The organism is Pseudarthrobacter sp. TRD_SC_9 (assembly GCF_055361265.1).
On the sequence record NZ_CM143956.1, the window covers coordinates 3,112,678 to 3,136,095 of the forward strand.

Consider the following 23,418-nt stretch of genomic DNA (forward strand, 5'->3'; position numbering starts at 1 on the left):
GGGTTACCTGTTCTCTGTGTCTGGATTACTGGAAGCAAAGCGGAAGCCCAGCCCCGGCTGGTGGGCCAGGGTCACGCGGCTGTTGCTGAACCTGACCGGCGCCGGGGCGGCCAGGATGCCCAGCTGCTCAAAGGATGCGTCCTCAACATCCTCCACCAGGGTGGGCTCCGCGAGGGTCAGTGCCAGCTGTCCGGAAAGCTCGGGCAGCAGGTGGGGCATCACACGGATGCTGTTAGTGCGGGCCAGTTCCACGATGCGGCGGAACGGGGTGATGCCGCCCACCCGGATGATGTTGGGCTGAATGATGTCTACCGCTTCCGCCTCAATGAAATCACGGAAGCGGTAGATGGTGTGCAGGTTTTCGCCCAGCGCGATGGGTACCGGCGAATGCTTGCGCAACCGCCGGTAGGCCCACAGGTCATCGGCCCGGATGGGCTCTTCAAGCCACTCCAGTCCGAAGCCGGCCAGCACGTCCAGGGCGCGGAACGTGGTAGGCAGGTCCCAGCGCTGGTTGGCATCGATCATCAGCTTGCGGTCGGGCCCCAGCACGGAGCGGACGGCGGCCACGCGTTCGGCGTCTTCGCGGATGTCCGGCTTGCCTACCTTGATCTTGACGGCGTTGTGCCCGGCAGCAACCCAGCGCTCGGTTTGGGCAACCAGTTCCTCAAGTGTGTAGTGCAGGTTCACGCCCGAACCGTAGACCTCGGCGGATTCCTGCCGCTGGCCCAGGAGCGCCGGCACAGAAGTACCGGCGTTCCGCGCCTGCAGATCCCAGAGGGCAAGGTCCACGCCGGCCATTGCGATGGTGGTCAGTCCTCCGCCGCCTGCCTCATGGAGCCGTTTCCACAGGGCGTCCCACACCGTTTCCGGCTGAGCCGGGAGACCGGCAACGAAAGGTGCGACGTCGTAATCAAGGAGGGCTTTGACCGCTTGGGGGCCGATGGTGGGAGTCCAGGAGAAACCGTGTCCCACTCCGCCGTCATCCGTTTGGATTTCGGTGACGATGACGTGGTTTTCGGGCGCTTCGACACCCCAGCTGCGGCGCAGCGGCACAGTGATCAGCCGCGTTGACAGCCCCGTGATTCGCGGTACTGTGCGGAGGCCCTGCGCTTCGGCGACGGGAGCGCTCATCAGCGGCCGGCCAGCTCGTAGCCTTTGGCGAGGATGGCTTTCAGCTCCACCAGTTGGTCCTCGGTGGGGTCAACCAGCGGCGGCCGGACCGGACCCACCGGCAAACCGGCCAGGCGCAGGCCGGCCTTGATCAATGAGACCCCGAAGCCGGGAGTCTGGTCACGAAGCCGGACCAACGGAGCGTAGAAGCCTTCCAGCAGTGCATTGCGGCGCTCTTCGTCCCCGGATTCGTAAGCGTCGTAGTAGGCCTTGGCGATCTCCGGGGCCATGGCAAAGGCTGCCGAGGAGTACAGCGGGATGCCCAGGCCGCGGTAAGCGCCCTGGGTCAGCTCTGCCGTCAGCAGGCCGTTGAAGAACGCGAAGTCCTCGCGGCCCGTGGCGCGGACGGCGGAGACAATCTCCTGCGCCAGGCCGACGTCGCCCAACCCATCCTTGAAGCCGATCACCTTGGGGTTGGCGGCAAGCTGCACCATGGACGCAGCGGTGAACTTTGCGTTGCCGCGGTGGTACACGATCACCGGCAGGCCGCTGGCTTTGGCCACTGCCTCGATGTACGCCACAAGCCCCTCGGTGGGGCCGGTCACCAGGTACGGCGGCAGGACCAGCAGGGCGTCTGCGCCGGCCGCCTCTGCAGCACGCGCGGCAGCAACGGCATGGCCCAGCGGTCCGCCGGCACCGGCAACCACTGGAACCTTTCCGGCCACGACCTCGACGGCGGCCGTAACCACCGTGCTGACCTCTTCGATACTCAGCGCATGGAACTCGCCGGTACCGCAGGCGGGGAACACGCCACCAGGACCGTAGGGAAGCCGGGAAGCGATGTGCTCCTTGAGCAGATCAACGTCGACCGTGCCCTCGGGAGTGAACGGGGTGACGGGGAAGAACAGTACGCCGTCGAATTTCATGGTGTCTCCTTGACTGCGGATCCCGCACCGGCTGCTGCCAGCATGGAGAGTTCCGGCTCTTTGAGGCCGGGTTTAAGTTCGGTGCGCCAAGTGCGCTTTGGCTGCCAGCCAAGCAGCTCGCTGGCTTTGGCGATGGAGAAGGCCGGGCTTGTTCCGGTGAGTCCGGCACTGATGGAGTCGCTGCCGGGCAGGTATACGGGCATCAGCTCGGCAAGGGGTGCTGTGGCCAACGCATCCGCGGCACCCACGAAAAACGTCTCGCCGTTGGGGATGGAGTCCATCTTCTGCAGCAGGACGTCCAGGAAGTCGGCTACGTCACGGGCGTCAACATAATTGAACAGCGCCGGTGCGGACAGTGCCGGATCGGCGAGCCGCTCAGCAACCGTGTGGCCTTGCTGGGTGATGGCGCCTTCCCATTCCTCGGGCGAAATCACGTAGCAGGGCCGGAAGGCCGCATAACGGATTTTGTCACCCTGCGCGGCAGCAAACATCTGTACGGTCTGTTCGGCAATCAGCTTGGACAGCGCGTAGGCGTTCCACGGTTTGGGCGTGGTGCGTTCGTCCAGCGGGAACGAGTCCGGCAGCCACCCCGCGGGTGAGCCGTAGCCCAGGACGGTGGGGCTGCTGGCCGTGATGATCTTGCCGACGCCCAGTTCCGTTGCCGCACTGACCACCGCATACGCGAGCGTCGTGTTCGTGGCAAAGATGACATCCTCGGGCGCACTGAAGGGCACGGCAATTGCGGCCAGGTGGATGACGGCGTCGGGAGCGGTTTCCCGGAGGAGACGCAGGGCTTCGCCGGGGGCCAGGAGGTCACCGGTTTCCTGTATCACGCCTGCCGGCAACTGGTCCTCCGCAATGGCGTCCCGGTCCACGGAAATCACCTGGTGTCCCGCTTCAGCCAGCCCGGCCACTACGCTGCGGCCCAGTCGGCCGGAGCCTCCGGTTACAAAAATCCTGCTCATGTTGGTCCTTAGCTTTTCGGAGGCGCCTAAGCGCCGCGGCGGAGGTCGACGCCGAGGTCCAGGTCCTCAACCCGGACCGGCAGCGAGGTCTCCAGCGAGCGGTTGCCGGCGATGCCCACGGACACCGAGCGCAGTCCGTCCAGGTACCCGGAGGGACGGCCCAGGGGATCCTCGCCGGGTCCATTGAAGAGGTCGGACAGCAGGAGTTCATCGCCGCCGCCATGGCTGCCTGCGCCGTTGAGAATCGGCACCTCGTAGGCAGGCTCCCAGTGCCGCTGAACCACCAGGCGCTCACCGTTGCGGCGGATCGCGTCGTCTTCTTCAATGGGGGTGGCGCTGGGGTCAACCACGTTCTTCTTGTCGCTGCTGCTGACGACCGCGGCACGCTCCACTACTTCGAGCTCGGCGCGGCCCTCGGTACCGTTGACGGAAACGCGGTAGCCCTCCCAGGGGCTGTGGGCGTTCAGCGAGTAGCTCAGGCGCGGTCCGCCCTGGTACTCCACCACCAGGGCAAGGTTGTCCTCAATGGTGATGCCGGAAGTGAACACGTCCTGGTCGCGGCGGTAGCCGTCGTAGTGTTCGTTGTCCAGGAACAGGGCCTTGAGCCTTTCGTCCTCGCGCATGTCGAGGGTGAAGGGATCCGGGTTGGCGGGAGCACCGGCGTCGGGCGTTCCGCGTTCCGGACGGGGGCCAAGGCCCCGCTCGGCGGCGTTCTTGTCGCCATAGAACTTGAGGCCACCGGACGCGAACACGCGCTCCGGAACGTCGTCAATCCACCAGTTGACCAGGTCGAAGTGGTGGGAGGCCTTGTGGATCAGCAGGCCACCGGAGTTCTTCTTCTCACGGTGCCAGCGACGGAAGTAGTCTGCGCCGTGGACGGTGTCCAGGACCCAACTGAAGTCGATTGAGGTGACCTTGCCGATCACACCGCTCTGGATGATTTCCTTGAGGGCGCTGTTGCGCGGCGAGTAGCGGTAGTTGAACGTGACCACAACGTTGCGGCCGGTATCGTGGACGGCTTTGGTGATCCGCTGGCATCCTTCGGCATCGATGGTCAGGGGCTTTTCCACCACGACGTCGGCGCCGGCCTCGAGTGCTTCAACAATGTAGTCCGCGTGGGTGTAGTCAGGAGTGGTCACCACAATGCGGTCGATGTTGTTTGCCTGGATGAAGGAGGTCAGGTCCGCAGGGTCGAACGAGGCGATGGGACCGGAAGCGCCCAACTCCTGGATGAGCTGCTGGTAGAACTCCACGCGGCCCGGGTTCACGTCCGAGAAAGCGATAAGTTCCGCGGCGTCCGAGTGCTTGCCCAGGATGGCACGGATGTACATCTCCGAACGGCCGCCGGTGCCGATAAGGGCGATCCTGGCCTTTCCTGTGTCTGCATTGGCTGTTTTTTCGTTGCTGGTGCTAAGGGCAGTGCTGGTGCCTGCGGCGGTGCCGGCAGCAGCCGAACCCGACTCGACTACGTTGACCATGAGGGGTCCCTTTCGAAGGCTGAATACTCTGAAAAAACGCCCTACACAGGAAGAGTGCGAGAAAGCGGTTTCTCAGTCCGTTATAAGATTTGTATCAACAGAAGTAGAGTTCCGTCAACCATTATCCTCTCTGGGAGAAAACGTTTTCTGGCAGGATCGGTGAAGCGTTATATGCTTTGACTCAGAACGCCGCCAGTCCGAAGGGCGGAAACTGCTGCCTGCAGCAGCGTGGCGCGGGGGCTTAGGAGGGTTCGAGGATGGCTAGGAAATCGGCCACGGGCAGGATCGGCATTGCAGATGTTGCCGTCAAAGCCGGGGTTTCGCATGCCACGGTTTCCCGTGTGATGAACGGTAACTTCACCGTGGATCCGGACATCGCGGCCCGCGTTCGGGCCGCGGCAATGGAGCTGAAGTACCAGCCCAACCCCGTGGGACGCAGCCTTGCCCTTGGCAAGACGGACACCATCGGCATCGTGGTCCCGGACCTTGCCAACCCCACCTTCCAGGCCATCCTCCGGGGCCTCAGCCGGGCAGCGGCCCAAGACGGCTACCGCGTACTGATCGCCGACTCCTTCGAAGTCTCCAGTGAAGAATCCATTCTGGCAGGCGAGGCCAGGCGGCGCTGCGACGGCCTGGTGTTGTGCGCTCCTCGCATGAGCGACGCCGAACTGGAGGAGATCGTCCCTTCCCTGCACCCGCTGGTCCTTATCAACCGCACCACCAGCGTCAAGGGCGTTCCCAGCCTTGTAGTGGACTACGGCCAAGGCGTCCAGGACCTTGCCGAACACCTGGCCAGTCTCGGCCACACCCGCCTCGCCTTCCTGGCCGGCCCACCGCGCAGTGCCTCCAACGCCCTCCGCCTCAAGGGCCTGGAAGCGTTCAAGGCAGCCCACCCTGACGTTGACGTCCGGATGCTTGAGGGCGGCTCGGACTTCGACACCGGCCATGAGGCCGTGGACGCAGTCCTGGACAGCGGCGCCACAGGAATCCTGGCGTTCAACGACCTCGTGGCCATGGGCCTGATGAGCGGGCTTCACGAGCGCGGCCTGGACGTGCCGGGCGACATCTCCGTCACCGGTTTCGACGATATCCCCTTCGCCAAATACACCACCCCCGGACTGACCACGGCCGCCGTTCCCATCACGGAACTTGGCCAGGAGGCGTGGCAGCAGTTGCGGGCACTCATCCGCAAGGAATCTTCCGACACCCCCGGCAGCCGCTACCAGCCCCGTCTTGAGGTCCGCGCAAGCAGCGGACCTGCCAAGAAGTAGCGCCGGGTCCCGCGGGCTGGCACTTGGCCGCAACGTTCCATTCCCCCACTGCCGCGGACTCCCCCACGACATCGGTCAAACCTCATGCGGCTGCTTCACGCCGGCTTCGCGGTAGTACCCCTCGATGTGCGCCACAACCAGCTCGGCCGCCCGGCCGCCGTCGTTGTTCCGGATAGCGGCGAGAATCCCGTGGTGCTCCGCGCGCAGGCGCGACGCCGTCGAGTCCCAGTCCGGCAGGTTTGCCGTGAGCCTGGCTGCGTAGCCCTGAATCGCTTCGCGGAGCGACCCCATCATGGCGCTGACCACCGCGTTGCCTGCGGCGTCTGCCAGGGCCAGGTGGAAGCGGACATCCAAAGCCAGGAACTCATCCACTGAGGCACCTGCGGGCGTGAAGCCAGGATTGCCGGGTCCGGTGCCAAGTCCGGAAAGTCCGACGGCGTCCATTTCGTCCAGAAGCGCGGCGGCGGCGTCCAGCTGCGGGGCATCGGGACGGACATGGGCTGCTGCCCAGGATTCCAGCAGGACGCGGGTTTCCACAATGTCCGCCACCGGCAGATGCTGCGTGGCAACGTGCAGCCGGAGCGCGGAGCCCAGTGCCGCCGTCGGATCCGAAATCACAACGGTTCCAGCCTCGGGGCCCGAACCTACGCCTGCGCGGACCACGCCCAGCGCCTCAAGGATCCGAATGGCCTCACGGACGGACGTGCGCGAAACCTTCAGCTGTTCGGCGAGGGTCCGCTCCGCCGGGAGGCGTCCGCCCACGGTCAGCAGGCCATCGGAGAGTTGGTTCTCGATCCACTGCAGGACAAGCTGGTGCGTACGCATGCTGACATCTTAGTTGATGTGGTTAGACCACATCCTTTAGAGTGTGGTTAGACCACAGCCCCTTGACACAGAGCTTTGACACAGTGCTTTGACGCAGTGTTTTGTCACAGTCAAAGCACTTCAGCCGTCCGGCGAACCAACGGAGGAAGCCATGACCCATACGATCCAGCCAAGCAATCCGGAAATCACTCCCGCACCGGATGAGGCAAGCCTGCCCGCGGCAGGAACCCAGACGCAGCCTGCAGCGGCTTCTGCCACCACGGCCGTCCCTGCAGCGCTCAAGCGCCGCATCCCCAAGTACTCGGACCTGGCACCGCTGATGCAGTTCAAAAAGCCCGAGTTCAGCAAGGAAGCCCGGCTCAAGCGCGCCAGCACCATCTGGGAACTGCGCGATATTGCCAAGCGCCGCACCCCCCAGGCTCCCTTCGATTACACCGATGGCGCGGCTGAAGAGGAAATCACCCTCCGCCGGGCGCGCAACGCGTTCCTGGACATCGAATTCCGTCCCGGCATCCTGCGCAACGTCTCAAGCATCGACCTCAGCACTGACATCCTGGGCAAGTCTTCCCGGCTGCCCGTAGGCATCGCACCTACCGGCTTCACCCGCATGATGCAGTCAGAAGGCGAATATGCCGGCTCCCAGGCTGCCGAAGCGGCCGGCATCCCCTACACCCTGTCCACCATGGGCACCGCCTCCATCGAGGACGTCGCCGCGGCAGCCCCCAACGGCCGCAACTGGTTCCAGCTGTACCTGTGGACAGACCGCGACCGATCGCTGGAGCTCATCGAACGCGCAGCCAAGGCCGGCAACGACACGCTCATGGTCACGGTGGACACCGCCGTCGCCGGCGCCCGTCTCCGTGACGTCCGCAACGGCATGACCATCCCGCCGGCACTGACCATCAAGACCGTGCTGGACGCTTCCTACCGTCCCGCCTGGTGGTTCAACTTCCTCACCCACGAGCCGCTCACCTTCGCCTCACTGTCCCGCTACACCGGAACAGTGGCCGACCTGATCAACTCGATGTTTGATCCCACCCTCACCTTCGATGACCTCGACTGGCTGCGCGAAACCTGGAAGGGCAAGCTGGTGGTCAAGGGCATCCAGACCGTTGAGGATGCCCGCCGTGTGGTTGATCACGGCGCAGACGGCATTGTCCTGTCCAACCACGGCGGCCGTCAGCTGGACCGGGCGCCGATTCCCTTCCACCTGCTGCCGGAGGTAAAGGACGCCTTCACCAAGGACAACACGGACGCCGCGATCATCCTCGACACCGGAATCATGAGCGGCGCGGACATCGTAGCCGCACTTGCTTTGGGCGCGGACTTCACCCTGATCGGCCGGGCCTACCTGTACGGACTGATGGCCGGCGGCCGTGCCGGCGTGGACCGCGCGCTGCAAATCCTGGAGAAGGACATGGCCCGCACCATGGCGCTCCTGGGCGTCAGCACGATCTCCGAATTGACTCCGGACCACGTGCGCCTGCTGAACAAGCAGGCCTTCTCCCGCTGATCGGGCCCCTGTTGATCGAGCCTGTTGAAACCCCTGTTTCGACAGGCTCAATCACGTTAAGCCCTATCACCGCCGGTTAGGCGCAGTTATTTTTTGCGGCCGAACTTGGGCAGGTTGGCCAGGAGGTCCGCAGCCTTCGTGGCGGCACGTCCCACGGTGCGGCCGATCTGCTGGGGAACAGTGTCGTCTGCTGCAGATTGCGGGCCACCGGCCAGTACGACGGCGGGGCTCAGTTCCGCGTTCTCGCGTGCCAGCACATCGGCCGGTTCGGCCGGCGACTTTCCCGTGCCGGTCAAGGCGCCTGCAACGCCTGGACCAGGGACGTGAAAACCGCCCAGCCACTCTGCCACGCCTTCGAGCGGCGCGGTATTGAGGGTGTAATAGCGCTTCTGGCCCTGGGCACGCATGCTCACCAGCTCCGCTTCGCGCAGCACCTTCAGGTGCTTGGAAATCGTCGGTTGGCTCGCTGCCAGTTCGGCCACCAGCTCCCCCACAGCTTTGTCGCCCGAGCGCAGCGCAACAAGGATGTCCCGCCGGGTAGCTTCCGCAATGACGGCAAATACGTCGTCTGTCACCATGAACTCCACCCTAGCGACATATACCGCAAAAGGCATCCTTCTTTCGGAAGGCTAAACCAGGTCCGGGGCGCTGGAAATGATGTAATCGGCCGCTGCCGGCCCTTTCATTCCCACGTGGTTGTCACCCGGGTTGATGCGGTGGGCCTTAAGCGCCTTCCACAGGGCCTCGGGGGCTTGCGGTTCTTCCTTGTTCAGCAGACACCAGCTCGTGTAGAGCCCGTAAAGCTCATCAGAGTCCAGACCGGCTTCATTGTCCCGGTCTTCATCGATAGCCTGCGCGAGAAAAACCTCGAAGTGGGGGTGACTCATCATGGCTCTCTTTCATCAGCACGACCACAGGCATCACTCTTTGGCCCGCCTGCGCACATGCTGGCAATCTACACGATGAACCCTGCTGGCTGCGAGCCATTCTCGCGAGCAGGGAAATAACGAAGAATTGTTGATTTATCAGGGTATGCATGGCAAAACCGGGAATGACGACGCATCCTGATCTATAAGCCTCAGTACTACTAATGGTCTTAGAGGCGAAACTGAAGAGGATGAACTATGACTGATCTGACTGCAATTGCCCTTACGTGTTCGCTCACTCCCTCCCCGGAGCCATCCAGCAGCGAACTGCTGGGCGCGCATGTGCTCGATGAACTGCGTAGACACGATGTCACTGTTTCGTCGCTGCGCGTGGTCGACTACAACGTCCTGCCAGGAGTGCAAACGGACATGGGAGCCGGCGACGAGTGGCCGGCGATCCGGGAACGTATTCTTGCAGCTGACGTACTGGTCCTGGCCACGCCCATTTGGATGGGTCATCCCTGCAGCATTGCCCAACGCGTTATTGAGCGGCTCGACGCCGAGCTCTCTGAGACCGACGATCAGGGCAGGCCCATCATGTACGGCAAAGTCGCGATTGTCGCCGTGGTCGGCAATGAAGACGGGGCCCACAAGGTTAACGCCGACATGCAGCAGGCCCTGAACGATGTTGGCTTCACCATCCCCGCCCAGGGCGGGACCTATTGGGTGGGCGAGGCCATGCACACCGTGGATTACAAAGACCTGGACAGCGTTCCGGAGAAGACAGCCTCCACCACAGCCGGCGCTGCCCGCAATGCGGTCCACCTTGCCCGCTCCCTCAAGGCCGCCCCTTACCCCGCGGGATAAGGGGCCGCTGTTACGGGTTTCAGTCGAACCAGGGGTCCAGGCCGTAAAAGGGGAAAACGGCCTTCCGGGTGGCCATCACCGTGCGGTCCACGGCGTCGTTCGGGTCGAAGCCCACTTCCCAGGAGCGCCACCACAGTTCGACGTCGTCGCCCATCAACGCAGGGGTATCGGCACCGAATTTCTTGTTCACATAGCTGCGCCAATCCTCGGGCACGCGGGTATTCAGTGGCACGGGCCGTCCCGCAGCAATGGCAATGAGGTGACTCCAGGACCGGGGCACCACGGAAGCGATGTTGTATCCGCCGCCGCCCGTGGCAATCCAGCGGCCTTCGCAATGGCGCTCCGCCAGGTGCCCGATAGCGGTCACAACCTCGCGTTGGCCATCCACGCTGATGTTCAGGTGGGTCAGCGGGTCCAGCTGGTGCGAATCGCAGCCGTGCTGGCTGACGATCACCTCCGGCGCGAAGGCAGCAACGAGTTGAGGCACGACGGCGTGGAAGGCCCTGAGCCATCCGGCATCGCCCGTTCCGGCCGGCAGGGAGACGTTGACCGCACTTCCCACGGCGGCAGTCCCGCCAGTGTCGTCGGCAAAACCCGTCCCGGGGAACAGCGTGAGGCCGGATTCGTGCATGGAGACCGTCAGAACGCGGGGATCGTCCCAGAAGATGCTTTCCGTGCCGTCGCCGTGATGGGCATCCACATCGATGTATGCCACGCGGGTGACCCCGCCGTCGAGCAGTCTTTGGATTGCCAGCGCGGCATCGTTATATATGCAGAAGCCGCTGGCCTTTCCACGCGCAGCGTGATGCATGCCGCCGGCAAAGTTCACCGAATGCAGGGCACTGCCATCCAGGATCGCGGCCGCCGCCAGCAGCGAACCTCCCGCCAGCCGTGCAGCTGCCTCGTGCATACCTTCAAACGCCGGATCATCCTCGGTGCCCAGCCCGTGGTCCTCGTCGGGAACCGAGGGATCGGCACTGACCCGGCGGACGGCATCGATGAATTCACCGGTATGAACTGTCTTCAGTTCGACGTCGGTAGCCACCTCGGGCGCCTCCACCCGGACGTGTTCCAGGTCGAGCAGGCCAAGGCTGCCTGCCAGTCGGATGGTCAAGTCCAGCCTTACGGGGGACATGGGATGTCCCTCGCCAAAGTTATAGGCGGTCAGCGAAGAGTCCCACACCACCGTCGTCGGCGGGGTAGGTTTGCTGAGCCCGGGCAGGAAAGTCATCAGGGACAGGCTACCCGAGCCGAGGTCCACAAGCCCGGCCGGGCGCGTGTTTTAGTGGTTTACTACTGGAGGAACAGTTTCTACCGAGGAAAACCACACATGACGGATCGCCAGTCGACGCCCCGGAGCCTGGCCCGCTGGCATCCCGCCGAACCTGCGCGGGACGGCCTCGGTATCTTTCCGCGGTTGCGGAACTTCATCGACGACATTGCCAACACGTCACCCGCCCGGCTCGCGCTCACGGCATTCGCCGTTGTCGTGCTGATTTTTACTGCTCTGCTCTCCCTGCCGGCGGCCTCTGCCGACGGGCAAGTCACTCCCCTGCACCAGGCTTTGTTTACCGCCGTATCAGCCGTCTGTGTGACCGGGCTGACTGTGGTGAACACGGCGCTGCATTGGTCCTTTTTTGGGCAATTGGTCATTCTGATCGGAGTCTTCGTCGGCGGCCTGGGAACACTGACACTTGCATCCCTGCTGGCGCTGATGGTGAGCAAGCGGCTGGGCGTGCGCGGCAAGATCATTGCCGCGCAGTCAATGAACTCGGCTGGCCGCCTGGGCGAGGTTGGTACGCTCCTGCGGATTGTCATCACCACCTCCGTGGTCATTGAGGCGGTGCTGGCGCTGGTGCTGATACCCCGTTTCCTCATCCGGGGCGAGACCTTCTGGGGCGCCGTCTGGCACGGCCTGTTCTACGCGATTTCGTCCTTCAACAACGCCGGGTTTACGGCCCACGCGGACGGTATTGTCCCGTTCGAGAATGACCTCTGGATACTGGTTCCCATCATGGTGGGCGTGTTCCTGGGAAGCCTGGGCTTCCCAGTGGTGATGGTGCTGCAGCAAAACGGGCTCAACTGGAAACGATGGAACCTCCACACCAAGCTGACCATCGAGGTCTCGCTCATTCTCTTCGCCGCCGGCAGCCTGCTGTGGGCGATGATGGAGTGGGACAACGCCCGGACCATCGGCGGCCTGGCCTTCGGCGATAAACTGCTGCATTCCGTGTTCGCGTCGGTCAATATCCGCTCCGGCGGATTCAACCTGGTCGACCAGAATCAGATGGAATCCACCACCATGCTGTTGACCGACGCCCTGATGTTCGCCGGTGGCGGCTCGGCGTCCACGGCCGGCGGCATCAAGGTCACCACCATTGCCGTGATGTTCCTGGCCATCGCTGCCGAGGCCCGGGGCGACGCCGACGTGAAGGTCCACGGCCGCACCATACCCGAAGGCGCCATGCGGGTAGCGATCTCCGTGATTGTCGCCGGCGCAACGCTGGTGTCAGTTGGTTCGTTCCTATTGCTGTCCATTACGGGTGAACCCCTGGACCGCGTGTTGTTTGAAGCAATTTCCGCTTTCGCCACCTGCGGCCTTAGTACCAACCTCAGTGCGGAGGCACCACCGGCTGGAGCCTACGTCCTCTCAGCCCTGATGTTTATGGGACGGGTCGGCACGGTTACGCTCGCGGCCGCGCTGGCATTGCGCCAGCGCAGCCAACTATTCAGTTATCCCGAAGAGAGGCCCATCATTGGCTAATTCATCAGGGGCAGTCAACCGCCCCGCCCACAATGCGCCCGTCCTGGTCATTGGCCTGGGACGCTTCGGCTCGGCCACAGCGGAGCAGCTTGTGAAGCAGGGCCGTGAAGTGCTGGCTATCGAGCGCGACCGCACGCTGGTGCAAAAGTGGGCATCATTGCTCACTCACGTGGTGGAAGCGGACGCCACCAACATGGACGCTCTGCGTCAACTCGGCGCCCAGGAGTTCAGCTCGGCAGTGGTGGGCGTGGGCACCTCCATCGAATCCTCGGTGCTCATCACCGTGAACCTGGTGGACCTGGGCATCGAACACCTGTGGGTCAAGGCCATCACGCCGTCGCACGGCAAGATCCTGACTCGGATCGGCGCCAACCACGTAATCTACCCGGAGGCCGACGCCGGTGTCCGTGCCGCCCACCTGGTTTCCGGCCGGATGCTGGACTTCATCGAGTTCGACGACGACTTCGCGATCGTCAAGATGTACCCGCCGCGCGAAACCGTGGGCTTCACCCTGGAGGAATCCAAGGTGCGCAGCAAGTACGGCATCACAATTGTGGGCGTGAAATCACCGGGCGAGGACTTCACCTATGCCCGGCCGGAGACCAAGGTTTCCGCCCGGGACATGTTGATTGTTTCCGGCCACGTGGACCTGCTGGAGCGCTTCGCCGCCCGCCCGTAGGAGCGGTTGGAAACTAGCCGAGCTGCTTGGTGATCTCCGCTGCCCGGTCTGCTGCGGCCCGGGCCCCGGCGGCGATGATAGCGGGGATCCCCCGCTCGTCGAATGTGGCGATGGCCCTTTCGGTGGTGCCGTTGGGACTGGTGACGGCCACCCGCAGCGCGGTGGGATCGGCGCCGGGCTCAGCCAGCATAAAGCCGGCTCCGGCCACTGTTTCGCGGGCCAGCATCACGGAGAGCTCCGGATCCAGGCCCAGTTCGATGCCGGCCGCTGCCATTGCTTCGGCCAGGTAGAAGGCGTATGCGGGACCCGAGCCGCTGATGGCTGACAGCGCGTCCACCTGCTCTTCGGGAACCTCCACCACAGTGCCCGCGGCTGCGAGGAGGTCCTTGACCCGCTGCAACTGCTCGGGGGTGCAGTGGGTTCCGGGCGAAACCGAAACGACGCCGCGGCCCAGCCTGGCCGGAGTATTGGGCATGGACCGGATGACGGGCTGGCCGGCGGGCAATGCAGCCTCCAACTGGGCGATGGACACAGCTGCCGCAACGCTGACCACAATTGCCGACGGCGACAGCGAACCACTGATTTCCCGCGCCAGGTCCGTGATCCCCACCGGTTTCACGCCCAGGATGACGACACCGGACCCGGTAGCTGCCTGCCTGTTGTTCTCCGGTTCCTCGGCCCCGGCGATCACCATGATGCCGTGGTGGCGATGAGCAAGCTCGTCGGCACGCTCAGCCCGGCGGACGGTGGCGACAATGTCTGCCGGATCGGTGCCGCCTTCTATCAGCCCGCTCAGGATGGCCTCGTTCATGGACCCACAGCCAAGGAATGCGATTCGGTTGCTCATAAACCCATCATGGCAGCTGGCCGCAGCCCATGTGGAATCAGGATTCCCAGCAATCTCCCACTTATACCCAAGGCAATGCACATCTTCGGTGCCTAACGTAGTTAATACCTCATTGAGGGTGCGAGTGATGAGGCAAGCATGGGGATGTTTGCCAGGCACCGGTGGGCTGCAGCAGGTTTTTCCCCCATTTTCCTGCAGCAGCCCGCCGGTGCTGACTCATTTAAGGGCCGGAACGCGTGAAAGAGCGTTCAGGCCGGAGTGCCTGCCCCCAGCGAGGCAGCGCTCCGGGCCAGGTGCTTCCGTGCGAACTCCAACGTCTCCACCAGCATCTCCTCGCGTTCACCGGCAGCCCGTGCGCGTCGGGTGGAGATCTCCGCGACCACAACGCCGTCGAACCCCGACGAGGCCACATACTGCAGCGATTCGGCACACTGCTGGCCGCCACGACCAGGAATCAGGTGTTCGTCCCGTCCGGAACCAGACCCGTCTGTCAGGTGGATGTGCCGGAGCTTGCTGCCCAATGCCTTGATCGATGCGAGGCTGCTGACCCCGGCTGTGGCGGCGTGCGAAAAGTCCCAGGTGACGGCGTCGTAATCCTGACCCACCGGATCCCAATGCGGCAGGTAGGCCTGTCCCTCACGGCCGCGCATCCGCCACGGGTACATGTTTTCGACGGCGATCTGCACCTCGTACATCTCCGCCAACTGCCGGACGCCCGCCGGAAAGTTCCCGGCATAATTGCTCTGCCAGCGGAACGGCGGGTGCACCACCACGGTGTCGCAACCCACCTCACGGGCCATCCGGCACGCCATTTCCACCTTGTTCCATGCCGCGCCCCAGACCTGCTGGGTGAGCAGCAGCGTGGGGGCGTGGATGGAGACGATCGGCTGGCTGTACCGGAGGCTGAGCTGCTTCAGGGCGTTCGGTTGCTGGCTGATGGAGTTGTTGGTTACCATCACCTCGACGCCGTCGAACCCCAGGTCCTGGGCCACCGCGAAGGCGTCGTGAACGCTCAGCGGGTACACAGACGCGCTGGACAGCGCAACAGGGATCGGCGCGTTCTGATCCGATGATCCAGGGGTGGGAGCCACTTGGGGGCCGGCCTGCCCGACGTCGGCACTCACTTCAGCCAGCCAACCCGCCGGCGATGCTGGACAAACTGGCCGTAGCGGGCAGTACGTGCGGCGCCGGGCTAAGGGGACCGTCAAACACCAACTGGTCCAGCCTGCGAAGGATCAGGCCTTCGCGGAGGGCCCAGGGGCAGATTCGAATCTTCTTGAGGTTGAACTGCTCCAGTGCGGCTTCGGCCACCAGCGCTCCCGCCAGCAGTTGCTTTGCCCGGGCCTCGGATACGCCCGGCAGGTACAGCCGGTCCTCCACCTTCATGGCGGAGATCCGCTGGGTCCATATTCCGAGGTCCGTGGCCCGCAGTTCACGGCGCACGTAGGGCCCCGCGGCGCTGGGGGCGGCACCGGCGATCCGGGCCAGCGAGCGGAACGTCTTGGACGTTCCCGCTGTGAGGTTGGGTCTGCCCAGGGCCTCGAACCGGCGTACGGCGGGCTTGAGGGTGGCGGCGATGTAGCGGCGTAGTTCCTTGACGCTGCGGGCCGTGGGCGGGTCCTCGTCCAGCCAGTCCCGGGTGAGCCTGCTGGCGCCCAGGGGAACGGACATGGCCAGGGCCGGAAGCTCGTCCTCACCAAACGCCATTTCGAAGGAGCCGCCACCGATATCCAGGTCCAGGATAGGTCCGGCGCCCCATCCGTACCAGCGCCGTACCGCGAAGAATGTCATGGAGGCTTCGTCGCTGCCGCTGAGTTCCTGCAGGGTGACGGTAGTTTCGTGCTTTACCCTGGCCAGCACTTCGAGGCCGTTGGTGGCTTCCCGGATGGCGGACGTACAGAAGGCCAGCAGGTCCTCAGCCTTGTGCTTGGCCGCGAATTCCCAGGCTTCCAGGACAAACTCGATGAGTTCCTGCTGGCCGGCATCGGTGATATTGCCGTCGCCGTCGAGGTACTGGACCAGCGACAACGGACGTTTGTGGGATGCGAACGCCACCGGTTTGGCACCGGGATGGGCATCCACAAGTAGCAGGTGGACAGTGTTGGACCCGATATCGAGGACGCCTAGACGCATGCTGCCATTATTACGGGTCCGCCATTGCCCGGCCTAACCGGGCCTTTAGGTGTCGCGGTCCAATAGCACCGCGGCTCCTGCCTACTCGGCAGCTTCGTCGTCCGCGCGCTTGAAGTCCCGCTTGATGTTGGCGATGCCTTCCGGGTTTATCTCAAAGCCGAATGCCGCGCCCGGGTTGATCACCATGCCCAGTTCCTCACCGATGTTGGCGATGATCGCGGCGCCCTGGGTGCCCAGGACGTTTGGTGCAGCTTCGAGGTACGGCTCATCCACACGGCTGGGGTGCGAGAACACGGCAAGGACGGGATCGCCGTCGGCGTTGCCCAGAATCAGTGGCTCCACGTCGGAGTCAACGTCCTCAATGCCTGCGCTGCTAAGGATGTAAACCTCGCTGTTGAGGAATGCGAGGATCACATCCACCGGGCTGCCGCCTGGCTGGTCGCCCAGAGCAAGCTTTTCCTCAAGCTCGTTCAGGGGCGTGGAATCGATGTGTGCTGGCTGTTCAGTCATACATCTACACGATCACGTTGCGGGGGTGGACGCAATTCCTCATATCACCACGGCTTCCGGATGGGAGGAATCCGGCAGCGTGCGTCTAAGCGAGGAACGAGCGAGCACGCAGAGGATTTCTCCCATCCGGAACCGAGTCGTTACTTCTTGGCTGCGGCCTTCCGGGCCGGAGCCTTACGGGTGGCGGTGCGCTTGACGGGGCCCTTGGCGCGCTTCTCCGCGAGCAGCTCAATGGCCTGCTCGCGGGTCAGTTCCTCCAGGGACGTGGAACGCGGCACGGTGATGTTGGTGAGGCCGTCCGTAATGTACGGGCCGAAGCGGCCTTCCTTCACCACGATGTTTTTCTCCGACACCGGGTCCGGGCCAAACTCGGCCAGCGGCGGAACGGCCGCCCGGGCACCGCGCTGCTTGGGCTGGGAGTAGATTTCCAGAGCCTGTTCCAGCGTGATGGTGAAAATTTCCTCTTCGGAGCCGATGGACCGCGAATCAGTACCCTTTTTCAGGTACGGCCCAAAGCGTCCGTTCTGCACAGTGATGAGGTTCCCGTCGGCGTCCTCACCCAACGCGCGGGGCAGGCTCATCAGCTGCAGGGCTTCCTCCAGCGTCACGGAGTCCACGCTCATGGACTTGAACAGCGAACCGGTACGCGGCTTCGCCTTGACGGGCTTCTTCGGCGGCTTCGGCTTGCCGTTCTTGTAGTACTCCACCGGCTGGTTGGCCAGCTGTTCCTCGGTCATCTCCGGGATGACCTCGGTAACGTAGGCGCCGTAACGGCCGTTCTTGGCCACGATGGTGTGCCCGGTGTGGGGATCGGCGCCCAGCACACGCTCTTCGGGAGCCGCCGTCTCCATCAGTTCCTTGGCTTTGGCGGGCGTCAGCTCGTCCGGCGCCAGGTCCTCGGGGACGTTGGCCCGTGCGGACTCGACGATCTCGCCGGTCTTCGGGTCCACCGTGGGGATGGAACTTTCCAGATACGGGCCGAACTTGCCAACGCGCAGCGTAATGCCCTCAGTAATCGGCACGGAGTTGATCTCACGGGCATCAATTTCACCGAGGTTGTTCACGATGTCCAGCAGGCCTGGTTCAGCGTCCTCACCGTAGTAGAAGTGCCGCAGCCACGCGGCGCCTACGGCCTCACCGTTGGCGATCTTGTCCAGGTCCCCTTCCATGTCCGCCGTGAACTCGTAGTCCACGTAGTCGGTAAAGTGCTGTTCCAGCAAACGGACCACGGAGAACGCGATCCAGCTGGGGACCAGCGCGGATCCCTGTTTCCGGACGTAGCCACGGTCCTGGATGGTGGAAATGGTGGACGCGTACGTGGACGGCCGGCCAATGCCCTTCTTTTCCAGTTCGGCGGTGAGCGAGGCTTCGGTGTAGCGCGGCGGCGGGGACGTTTCGTGCCCGACGGCGGCAATCTCGGACGCCGTCAGTGCATCGTCCTTTGCCACGTTCGGCAGTCGGCGGGCCTCATCGGAGTCGTCGTCGCCGCGGCTCTCGTCCTTGCCTTCTTCATAGGCGGCGAGGAAGCCGGGAAAGGTGATGACGGTGCCGGAGGCGGAGAACTCGGCGTCGCGGCCGTCGGTTGTCCCGCCAACAGCAGTAGCACCCAGCCGGATGGTCGCCGTCGAACCCTTGGCGTCAGCCATCTGCGAGGCCACGGTGCGCTTCCAGATCAGTTCGTAGAGGCGGAATTCGTCGCCCGAGAGCTGCTTGGCCACCTGGGCAGGTGTGCGGAAGGAGTCGCCGGCGGGGCGGATTGCCTCGTGCGCTTCCTGCGCATTGGCTGCCTTGTTGGCGTAGACACGCGGTGACTGCGGCACGTACTCGGGGCCGTACAACTCAGAAGCCTGGCGGCGGGCCGCGGTGACGGCCTCGTTGCTCAGCGCCGAGGAGTCGGTACGCATATAGGTGATGTAGCCGTTTTCATACAGTCGCTGGGCAACCTGCATGGTGCTCTTGGAGGAGAAGCGCAGCTTGCGGCCGGCCTCCTGCTGCAGCGTGGACGTGGTGAACGGCGCGGCAGGGCGGCGTGTGTACGGCTTGGTGTCCACGGAGCGGACACGGAAGTCCGCATTCTGGAGACCGGCGGCCAACGAGGTAGCCAGTTCCTCATTAAGGTGCACGGCATTGCGCGCAGTGAGTACGCCGTCGTCGTTAAAATCGCGGCCGGAGGCGACCTTGGCGCCGTCCACGGAGGCAAGCTTGGCTTTGAATGAACCAGAATCGGCACCGAACTGCCCGGTCAGGTCCCAGTAGGACGCTGCCTTGAATGCCATGCGCTCGCGTTCACGGTCAACCACCATCCGGGTCACCACGGACTGGACACGCCCGGCAGAGAGGCCACGGGCTACCTTGCGCCACAACACCGGGGAAAGTTCATAGCCGTACAGGCGGTCCAGCACCCGGCGGGTTTCCTGGGCATCAACCAGGGCGGAATCGACGTCGCGCAGGTTGTTCATGGCGCGCTGGATGGCTTCCTTGGTGATTTCACCGAAGGTCATCCGGTAGACAGGAACCTTAGGCTTGAGCACCTCGAGCAGGTGCCAGGCGATGGCTTCGCCTTCGCGGTCCCCATCGGTTGCGAGATAGAGGGCGTCAGCCTCTTTGAGCGCGGCCTTGAGCTCGGCCACCTTTTTCTTCTTGTCAGGAGACACCACGTAGTACGGCTTAAAGTCGTTGTCGACGTCCACGGCGAACTTGCCCAGCGAGGTTTTCTTCAGTTCCGCCGGGAGCTCCGACGGCTGCGGCAGGTCGCGGATGTGACCGATGGAGGCCTCCACAATGAAGCCTTCGCCCAAGTACTTGGCGATGGTCTTGCTCTTGGCCGGAGACTCCACAATCACGAGTTTCTTGCCGGTTTTGGCCTTGCTTGGCACGGTGCTCCTACAGAAAAGGGTTGCTCGGGCAGATCAGCCCATACTGGCCTAGTTCACCATATTTTGGACAATGATGCGCATTCGGGGTGGAAAAGCGGGGGCTCAGGGAAGCTGTTCCGCGGCCGGGTCCGGAAGCAGGAAACCGTCCCTGACCAGGTTCCGGACCTCTCCCAACAGGCCCTCGCGGAAGGTCCCGGCGTCGAACCCTTCACTGCCCCCAAGCAGCGCTTCGAGGGCGCCGATGATCTGCCGGACGGACAACTCACCGTCGCAGGCGGAGGCAAAGCCAGCCAGTTCCGTACTCAGCAAATTGGCCCGCCGCAGGCCAGCACCCTGCCGCAACAAAATGACGCCGGGATGTTCGGCACCCGGGCGCTGGTGCCGCTCCTCGGTGACGTCGTCAGCCACCAGCAGGTGCGCCTGCTCCAGGCTGTGCCCGGCCAGCCAGTCATGGCGTTCGACGGCGGCTCCCAGGTGAGGCCCGATCGGCTGCTCGATGGGGTACGTGATTTCCTCAAACCGACGCAGCAGGCTGGTTTGGGTGGCGGGTGCGCCTTGGCTGCCGGGGACCGTGTTGATGCCAGAGGCTGTGGTGGTGACATTCGGCTTACGCAGGAACACCATGCCGAAGCCGATTCCAGTGACGTTCCGGGAGGCGAAGTCCCGGAGGTAAGCGGCGTAGGAGTCTTTATAGTGTTCACGGTTCCGCGATTCGGAGGAATCCTGGAGCCAGGTTTCGGCGTACTGTTCCGGGCCCACCTCCTCGCGTTGGATGAACCAGGCTTCGGTGGTCTCCGGAACCCAGGATTCCGGCCGTTCGTGCCATTCCCAGCCCTCGGTGATCTCCCAGTTACCCAGGAGTTGCGCCGTTCCTCCCGGCACCAGGACATCGGGCAGGATTTCGATCAGGGTGGCCACAATCTCGTCCCCGGGCAGGCCGCCGTCGCGGTAGGTGAACTGATCCGCGGCGTCTTCCCCGGACGTCCTGGGGGTAATGACGAACGGCGGATTGGAGACCACCAGGTCAAACGACTCCCCCGCCACAGGTTCCAGCAGCGAGCCGAGCCTCAGGGTGACGCGTTCCTCAAGACGTTCCGGATCCAGGTCCAGCGCTTTTGCGTTAAGCAGCAGGTTAAATCGTGTGAAGGCGAGCGCGCGTTCGGAGATGTCGGTCGCCGTGACGTGGCCTGCATGCCCGAGCAGGTGGAACGACTGAATCCCGCAACCTGTGCCGAGGTCCAGCGCCCGGTCCACGCTGCGGCGGATGGTGGTCTGAACCAGCGTCGTGGAGGCCTGCCCGATCCCCAGCACATGGTCATGGCGCAGCACTCCGGGCCGCTGGTGTGCGGCAAGATCGCTTGCCACCCAGAGCTCGACGTCCCCCGCTTCGCCGGACCAGCCGTAGGGCCGGAGATCGGCGGCGGCCCGGTAGCCGCCGTCGTCGTCAGGCTCAATCAGACGCAGCTCGAGGAGGCCTTCCGTCCGGATGGCGGGCAGGACGGCGTCGAGCTTCTCCCCCGGCTGCGGCACGGCCAAAAGCCACAGACGGACGACGGCGGCAAGGGCCGCGCGTCGTCCGTCAGGGCTCTGACTGGTTGCGTCAGCCGTGGCCGCTTCAGTCTCGACTTTCTCCGTGACCAGCAGCGCCGGGATCAGCTGGTCACGGTCCAGCGCCGCGGACGCCGACGGCCCCAGCAGTTCCGCTACACCGTCCAACGTGTAGCCCGCCGAGCGCAGGTCAGCGGCGAGCGCTGTCAGGAGGTGCGGCAGGTCGCTGCGGGGTGCGTCTGCGGTGTTGCCGGCGGTGAAGAGGGTGGAGGAAGTCACCGGGCAAGTCTATTCCGGCCTGTCCTGTGGTTCCGGTGAGCCGGTCGACTTCCTGGATGGGCCAGTCCACGATTAATCCTTCCGTGCTTTCCAGCCCGCTTTTCGGGCCAACGCTTCGACTCTAGGAGTTGACGCTGTGTCAACGTCAAGCTGCGCGGTCAGGGAACGAGGAGTTCCCCTTTTCGGGCAGGCCTTGTACCTGTACCAGCAGTCGTGGGGCTGAAGTCAAGGACCAGGCGCCCCCGGAGGTTGCCGGCCTCGAGGCGGGCATGTGCCAGTGATGCGTCGTGGACCGGGTAGATGTCAGCGACGCGAGGTGTGATCACGTCCTGTTCAACGCCCTGCACCAAACTCTCAAGCATGGCGGTTTCCTTGATGGCTGACCCCACGTAGACCCTGTGCACGGAAATCTCCCGCTCCGAAGCGCCGTCCCAGGCGCGCAGAACTGCCAGATGCCCGCCGTCGCGGATGGCTGGCAGGGCAAGCCCGTTCAGAACAGCCCCGTCAATGACTCCATGAACACCCTCGGGATAAATGCGACGAACAGCTTCTGAAAACGGCACGCTGCGGGGCACAATATGGTCCGCTCCCAGAGACTGGATGAGCTCTTCGTCCTCGGGCTTGGAATCGGCGATAACCACCAGACCCGCCGCCTTGGCCAGCTCTATCGCGTACCCACCGACGGCCCCCGCGCTGCCTGAGACTGCAAGAAGCTGTCCGGCAGTCAGACTCAACATGTCCAGTGCCAGCCTTGCGGTCGCAGCATTCATTAGCAGGGCGGATGCAGCAGCAAAGCTGATGCCCCGCGGGGCCCGCACTACGGATTCCTGGGGCACGACGATCTTGTCCGCATAGGCACCGGCCGGGAACGGCAGAACCAGGGCCACAACCGGATCTCCGGTCCTTAACTGGCCGCGGTACCCCGGCCCAAGCTCGTCGACGGTGCCGGCAAGGTCCATTCCGGGAATGTAGGGCGGAACAACACGCCTTGCCTGAAGGGTCTCAGCTTGCGCTCCGCTGCGCAGGAGCATGTCCGTAGGATTGATGGCGGCCGCATGAATCCTGATTCTTATCTCTCCACTGCCCGGGACCGGTTCGGGTATCTCCACCAGTTCGAGTTGTTCGGGTCCGCCAAATGTCATCACTCCAATAGCTCTCATGTCTTGGCCTAACCTGGGTGTTCTGGCGGGCATTCCGTGATTCGGCCTCGTAGGCTGGCAGTGTTGGTAACAGGATAAAGAGCCTCTGGAACACCTTGTGCGGAGTCGTCCATACTCACTCCATGGCCGGCACTACTCTTTTCTGCTTTCATCATGCTGGGGGCACCGAGTGGCAGTTCCGCTCCTGGCCTTCCCAGCTCCACCCGTCCGTAGCCGTCATCGGTGTTCCCCTGGAATGCCGTGCCGGGACTGTTGAAACCATTGAGCACCTGGCTTCTAAAGCGCTTGTACACATCCAGGACGCCGATATGGAAACCTCGGCGTTTTACGGGCACAGTATGGGCGGTTTGGTTGCCTATGAAGTCTGCAGGATGCTGCTGCGCGAGGGCAGGACTCCGCCTTCGGCAGTTATTCTTGGCGGCTCCGCTGCTCCCGGCACGTTAAGGGACAGTGAGGAAGCTCTTAGGATCCTCGGTACGACAGAACCCCGGCACACTCTTGTGCCGGACTACATTGTGGAGCGAACAGCGGCAGGTGTCAGGCGGGCCTGCGCGTATTCCCCTCCCATGTCGCCGCTACCTGTTCAACTGGACCTCATCACCGGCTCACGTGACAGGCTTGTAAACCTTCGTCAAATGCGGCGGTGGGAGGAATATTGTGCCCCGTCGCCCCGCTACCATGAGGTGGTTGGGGGACATCTTTTTCACCGTACCGCTGTCGACGAATTTATGGTCGTGCTGCGGCAACTGATCCCCTGCAACGCCGACCGCGCCGGGACAGCGGCCGCTTCCTGAGTTTCCG

General features: G+C 63.8%; 21 protein-coding genes. 6 read left to right on the plus strand and 15 right to left on the minus strand.

Going from position 1 to position 23,418, the window contains the following annotated elements; genetic code table 11:
• Positions 1-3 precede the first annotated feature (3 nt).
• Genes ACWA13_RS14535 through ACWA13_RS14550 form a run of 4 tightly spaced genes read right to left on the minus strand, consistent with a single transcriptional unit; the run spans position 4 to position 4,479 of the window.
• Positions 4-1,131: a mandelate racemase/muconate lactonizing enzyme family protein gene (locus ACWA13_RS14535; protein WP_463934884.1), complete on the minus strand. Its 1,128-nt coding sequence runs from the start codon at positions 1,129-1,131 to the stop codon at positions 4-6.
• The gene (locus tag ACWA13_RS14540) at positions 1,131-2,036 is read right to left on the minus strand and encodes a 5-dehydro-4-deoxyglucarate dehydratase (protein ID WP_463934885.1); all 906 of its coding nucleotides are present in this window, start codon (positions 2,034-2,036) and stop codon (positions 1,131-1,133) included. The genes ACWA13_RS14535 and ACWA13_RS14540 overlap by 1 nt, the downstream gene beginning before the upstream one ends.
• On the minus strand, positions 2,033-3,001 hold the full coding sequence (locus ACWA13_RS14545) for an NAD-dependent epimerase/dehydratase family protein (protein WP_463934886.1): 969 nt from the start codon (positions 2,999-3,001) through the stop codon (positions 2,033-2,035). Before ACWA13_RS14545 ends, ACWA13_RS14540 begins: the two co-directional genes overlap by 4 nt.
• Before the next feature lie 26 nt (positions 3,002-3,027).
• Positions 3,028-4,479 carry a Gfo/Idh/MocA family protein gene (locus tag ACWA13_RS14550; RefSeq protein WP_463934887.1) on the minus strand — a complete coding sequence of 484 codons (1,452 nt, stop codon included), beginning with the start codon at positions 4,477-4,479 and terminating at the stop codon, positions 3,028-3,030.
• A gap of 257 nt (positions 4,480-4,736) precedes the next feature.
• Between ACWA13_RS14550 and ACWA13_RS14555 the strand changes: the two genes are divergently transcribed.
• Entirely contained in the window at positions 4,737-5,750 is a 1,014-nt protein-coding gene (locus ACWA13_RS14555; RefSeq protein WP_463934888.1) for a LacI family DNA-binding transcriptional regulator, read from the plus strand.
• 75 nt (positions 5,751-5,825) lie between these two features.
• Here ACWA13_RS14555 and ACWA13_RS14560 read toward each other — a convergent pair whose 3' ends face one another.
• Positions 5,826-6,575 (minus strand): FadR/GntR family transcriptional regulator, encoded by a 750-nt coding sequence (locus ACWA13_RS14560; RefSeq protein ID WP_463934889.1) that lies wholly within the window; start codon positions 6,573-6,575, stop codon positions 5,826-5,828.
• Between the two features lie 151 nt (positions 6,576-6,726).
• Here ACWA13_RS14560 and ACWA13_RS14565 point away from each other — a divergent pair, with 151 nt between their 5' ends.
• Positions 6,727-8,088 carry an alpha-hydroxy acid oxidase gene (locus ACWA13_RS14565; RefSeq protein ID WP_463934890.1) on the plus strand — a complete coding sequence of 454 codons (1,362 nt, stop codon included), beginning with the start codon at positions 6,727-6,729 and terminating at the stop codon, positions 8,086-8,088.
• An 86-nt stretch (positions 8,089-8,174) separates the two neighbouring features.
• Here ACWA13_RS14565 and ACWA13_RS14570 read toward each other — a convergent pair whose 3' ends face one another.
• Both ACWA13_RS14570 and ACWA13_RS14575 read right to left on the minus strand, forming a co-directional pair.
• Entirely contained in the window at positions 8,175-8,666 is a 492-nt protein-coding gene (locus ACWA13_RS14570; RefSeq protein ID WP_463937943.1) for an ArsR/SmtB family transcription factor, read from the minus strand.
• A 51-nt stretch (positions 8,667-8,717) separates the two neighbouring features.
• Complete coding sequence (locus ACWA13_RS14575; protein ID WP_463934891.1) at positions 8,718-8,975, minus strand: hypothetical protein; 258 nt, start codon at positions 8,973-8,975, stop codon at positions 8,718-8,720.
• A 237-nt stretch (positions 8,976-9,212) separates the two neighbouring features.
• Between ACWA13_RS14575 and ACWA13_RS14580 the strand changes: the two genes are divergently transcribed.
• Positions 9,213-9,821, plus strand: a complete 609-nt coding sequence (locus ACWA13_RS14580; RefSeq protein ID WP_463934892.1) for a flavodoxin family protein — start codon at positions 9,213-9,215, stop codon at positions 9,819-9,821.
• 19 nt (positions 9,822-9,840) lie between these two features.
• Here ACWA13_RS14580 and ACWA13_RS14585 read toward each other — a convergent pair whose 3' ends face one another.
• A complete protein-coding gene (locus ACWA13_RS14585) occupies positions 9,841-11,052 on the minus strand; it encodes an acetoin utilization protein AcuC (RefSeq protein WP_463934893.1) in 1,212 nt (403 codons plus the stop codon).
• Between the two features lie 99 nt (positions 11,053-11,151).
• On the opposite strand from ACWA13_RS14585, the gene ACWA13_RS14590 reads away from it, so the two are divergent.
• Entirely contained in the window at positions 11,152-12,585 is a 1,434-nt protein-coding gene (locus ACWA13_RS14590) for a TrkH family potassium uptake protein (protein WP_463934894.1), read from the plus strand.
• On the plus strand, positions 12,578-13,264 hold the full coding sequence (locus ACWA13_RS14595) for a potassium channel family protein (protein WP_463934895.1): 687 nt from the start codon (positions 12,578-12,580) through the stop codon (positions 13,262-13,264). Before ACWA13_RS14590 ends, ACWA13_RS14595 begins: the two co-directional genes overlap by 8 nt.
• Positions 13,265-13,277: 13 nt before the next feature.
• Here the strand turns inward: ACWA13_RS14595 and proC are convergent, their stop codons facing one another.
• The 7 genes from proC to ACWA13_RS14630 all read right to left on the minus strand — a co-directional run bounded on the left by proC (position 13,278) and on the right by ACWA13_RS14630 (position 22,617).
• The gene (gene proC / locus ACWA13_RS14600; protein WP_463934896.1) at positions 13,278-14,111 is read right to left on the minus strand and encodes a pyrroline-5-carboxylate reductase; all 834 of its coding nucleotides are present in this window, start codon (positions 14,109-14,111) and stop codon (positions 13,278-13,280) included.
• Positions 14,112-14,359: 248 nt separating this feature from the next.
• Entirely contained in the window at positions 14,360-15,202 is an 843-nt protein-coding gene (locus tag ACWA13_RS14605) for a sugar phosphate isomerase/epimerase family protein (RefSeq protein ID WP_463937944.1), read from the minus strand.
• Positions 15,203-15,236: 34 nt separating this feature from the next.
• On the minus strand, positions 15,237-16,244 hold the full coding sequence (locus tag ACWA13_RS14610; protein WP_463934897.1) for a Ppx/GppA phosphatase family protein: 1,008 nt from the start codon (positions 16,242-16,244) through the stop codon (positions 15,237-15,239).
• A gap of 81 nt (positions 16,245-16,325) precedes the next feature.
• The gene (locus ACWA13_RS14615; RefSeq protein ID WP_463934898.1) at positions 16,326-16,754 is read right to left on the minus strand and encodes an SseB family protein; all 429 of its coding nucleotides are present in this window, start codon (positions 16,752-16,754) and stop codon (positions 16,326-16,328) included.
• A gap of 140 nt (positions 16,755-16,894) precedes the next feature.
• On the minus strand, positions 16,895-19,630 hold the full coding sequence (topA, locus tag ACWA13_RS14620) for a type I DNA topoisomerase (RefSeq protein ID WP_463934899.1): 2,736 nt from the start codon (positions 19,628-19,630) through the stop codon (positions 16,895-16,897).
• A gap of 102 nt (positions 19,631-19,732) precedes the next feature.
• Positions 19,733-21,457: a DUF7059 domain-containing protein gene (locus ACWA13_RS14625; protein WP_463934900.1), complete on the minus strand. Its 1,725-nt coding sequence runs from the start codon at positions 21,455-21,457 to the stop codon at positions 19,733-19,735.
• A 158-nt stretch (positions 21,458-21,615) separates the two neighbouring features.
• Positions 21,616-22,617, minus strand: coding sequence for a quinone oxidoreductase family protein (locus ACWA13_RS14630; protein WP_463934901.1), 1,002 nt, complete (start codon positions 22,615-22,617; stop codon positions 21,616-21,618).
• A gap of 122 nt (positions 22,618-22,739) precedes the next feature.
• On the opposite strand from ACWA13_RS14630, the gene ACWA13_RS14635 reads away from it, so the two are divergent.
• The gene (locus tag ACWA13_RS14635) at positions 22,740-23,411 is read left to right on the plus strand and encodes a thioesterase II family protein (protein WP_463934902.1); all 672 of its coding nucleotides are present in this window, start codon (positions 22,740-22,742) and stop codon (positions 23,409-23,411) included.
• The last annotated feature ends 7 nt before the right edge of the window (positions 23,412-23,418 follow it).

Bases quoted from the DNA above. Each gene is read 5' to 3' on its own strand.
- ACWA13_RS14535 (WP_463934884.1), bottom strand. From the start codon at position 1,131: ATGAGCGCTCCCGTCGCCGAAGCGCAGGGCCTCCGCACAGTACCGCGA.
- ACWA13_RS14540 (WP_463934885.1), bottom strand. From the start codon at position 2,036: ATGAAATTCGACGGCGTACTGTTCTTCCCCGTCACCCCGTTCACTCCC.
- ACWA13_RS14545 (WP_463934886.1), bottom strand. From the start codon at position 3,001: ATGAGCAGGATTTTTGTAACCGGAGGCTCCGGCCGACTGGGCCGCAGC.
- ACWA13_RS14550 (WP_463934887.1), bottom strand. From the start codon at position 4,479: ATGGTCAACGTAGTCGAGTCGGGTTCGGCTGCTGCCGGCACCGCCGCA.
- ACWA13_RS14555 (WP_463934888.1), top strand. From the start codon at position 4,737: ATGGCTAGGAAATCGGCCACGGGCAGGATCGGCATTGCAGATGTTGCC.
- ACWA13_RS14560 (WP_463934889.1), bottom strand. From the start codon at position 6,575: ATGCGTACGCACCAGCTTGTCCTGCAGTGGATCGAGAACCAACTCTCC.
- ACWA13_RS14565 (WP_463934890.1), top strand. From the start codon at position 6,727: ATGACCCATACGATCCAGCCAAGCAATCCGGAAATCACTCCCGCACCG.
- ACWA13_RS14570 (WP_463937943.1), bottom strand. From the start codon at position 8,666: ATGGTGACAGACGACGTATTTGCCGTCATTGCGGAAGCTACCCGGCGG.
- ACWA13_RS14575 (WP_463934891.1), bottom strand. From the start codon at position 8,975: ATGAGTCACCCCCACTTCGAGGTTTTTCTCGCGCAGGCTATCGATGAA.
- ACWA13_RS14580 (WP_463934892.1), top strand. From the start codon at position 9,213: ATGACTGATCTGACTGCAATTGCCCTTACGTGTTCGCTCACTCCCTCC.
- ACWA13_RS14585 (WP_463934893.1), bottom strand. From the start codon at position 11,052: ATGACTTTCCTGCCCGGGCTCAGCAAACCTACCCCGCCGACGACGGTG.
- ACWA13_RS14590 (WP_463934894.1), top strand. From the start codon at position 11,152: ATGACGGATCGCCAGTCGACGCCCCGGAGCCTGGCCCGCTGGCATCCC.
- proC (WP_463934896.1), bottom strand. From the start codon at position 14,111: ATGAGCAACCGAATCGCATTCCTTGGCTGTGGGTCCATGAACGAGGCC.
- ACWA13_RS14610 (WP_463934897.1), bottom strand. From the start codon at position 16,244: ATGCGTCTAGGCGTCCTCGATATCGGGTCCAACACTGTCCACCTGCTA.
- ACWA13_RS14615 (WP_463934898.1), bottom strand. From the start codon at position 16,754: ATGACTGAACAGCCAGCACACATCGATTCCACGCCCCTGAACGAGCTT.
- ACWA13_RS14630 (WP_463934901.1), bottom strand. From the start codon at position 22,617: ATGAGAGCTATTGGAGTGATGACATTTGGCGGACCCGAACAACTCGAA.
- ACWA13_RS14635 (WP_463934902.1), top strand. From the start codon at position 22,740: ATGGCCGGCACTACTCTTTTCTGCTTTCATCATGCTGGGGGCACCGAG.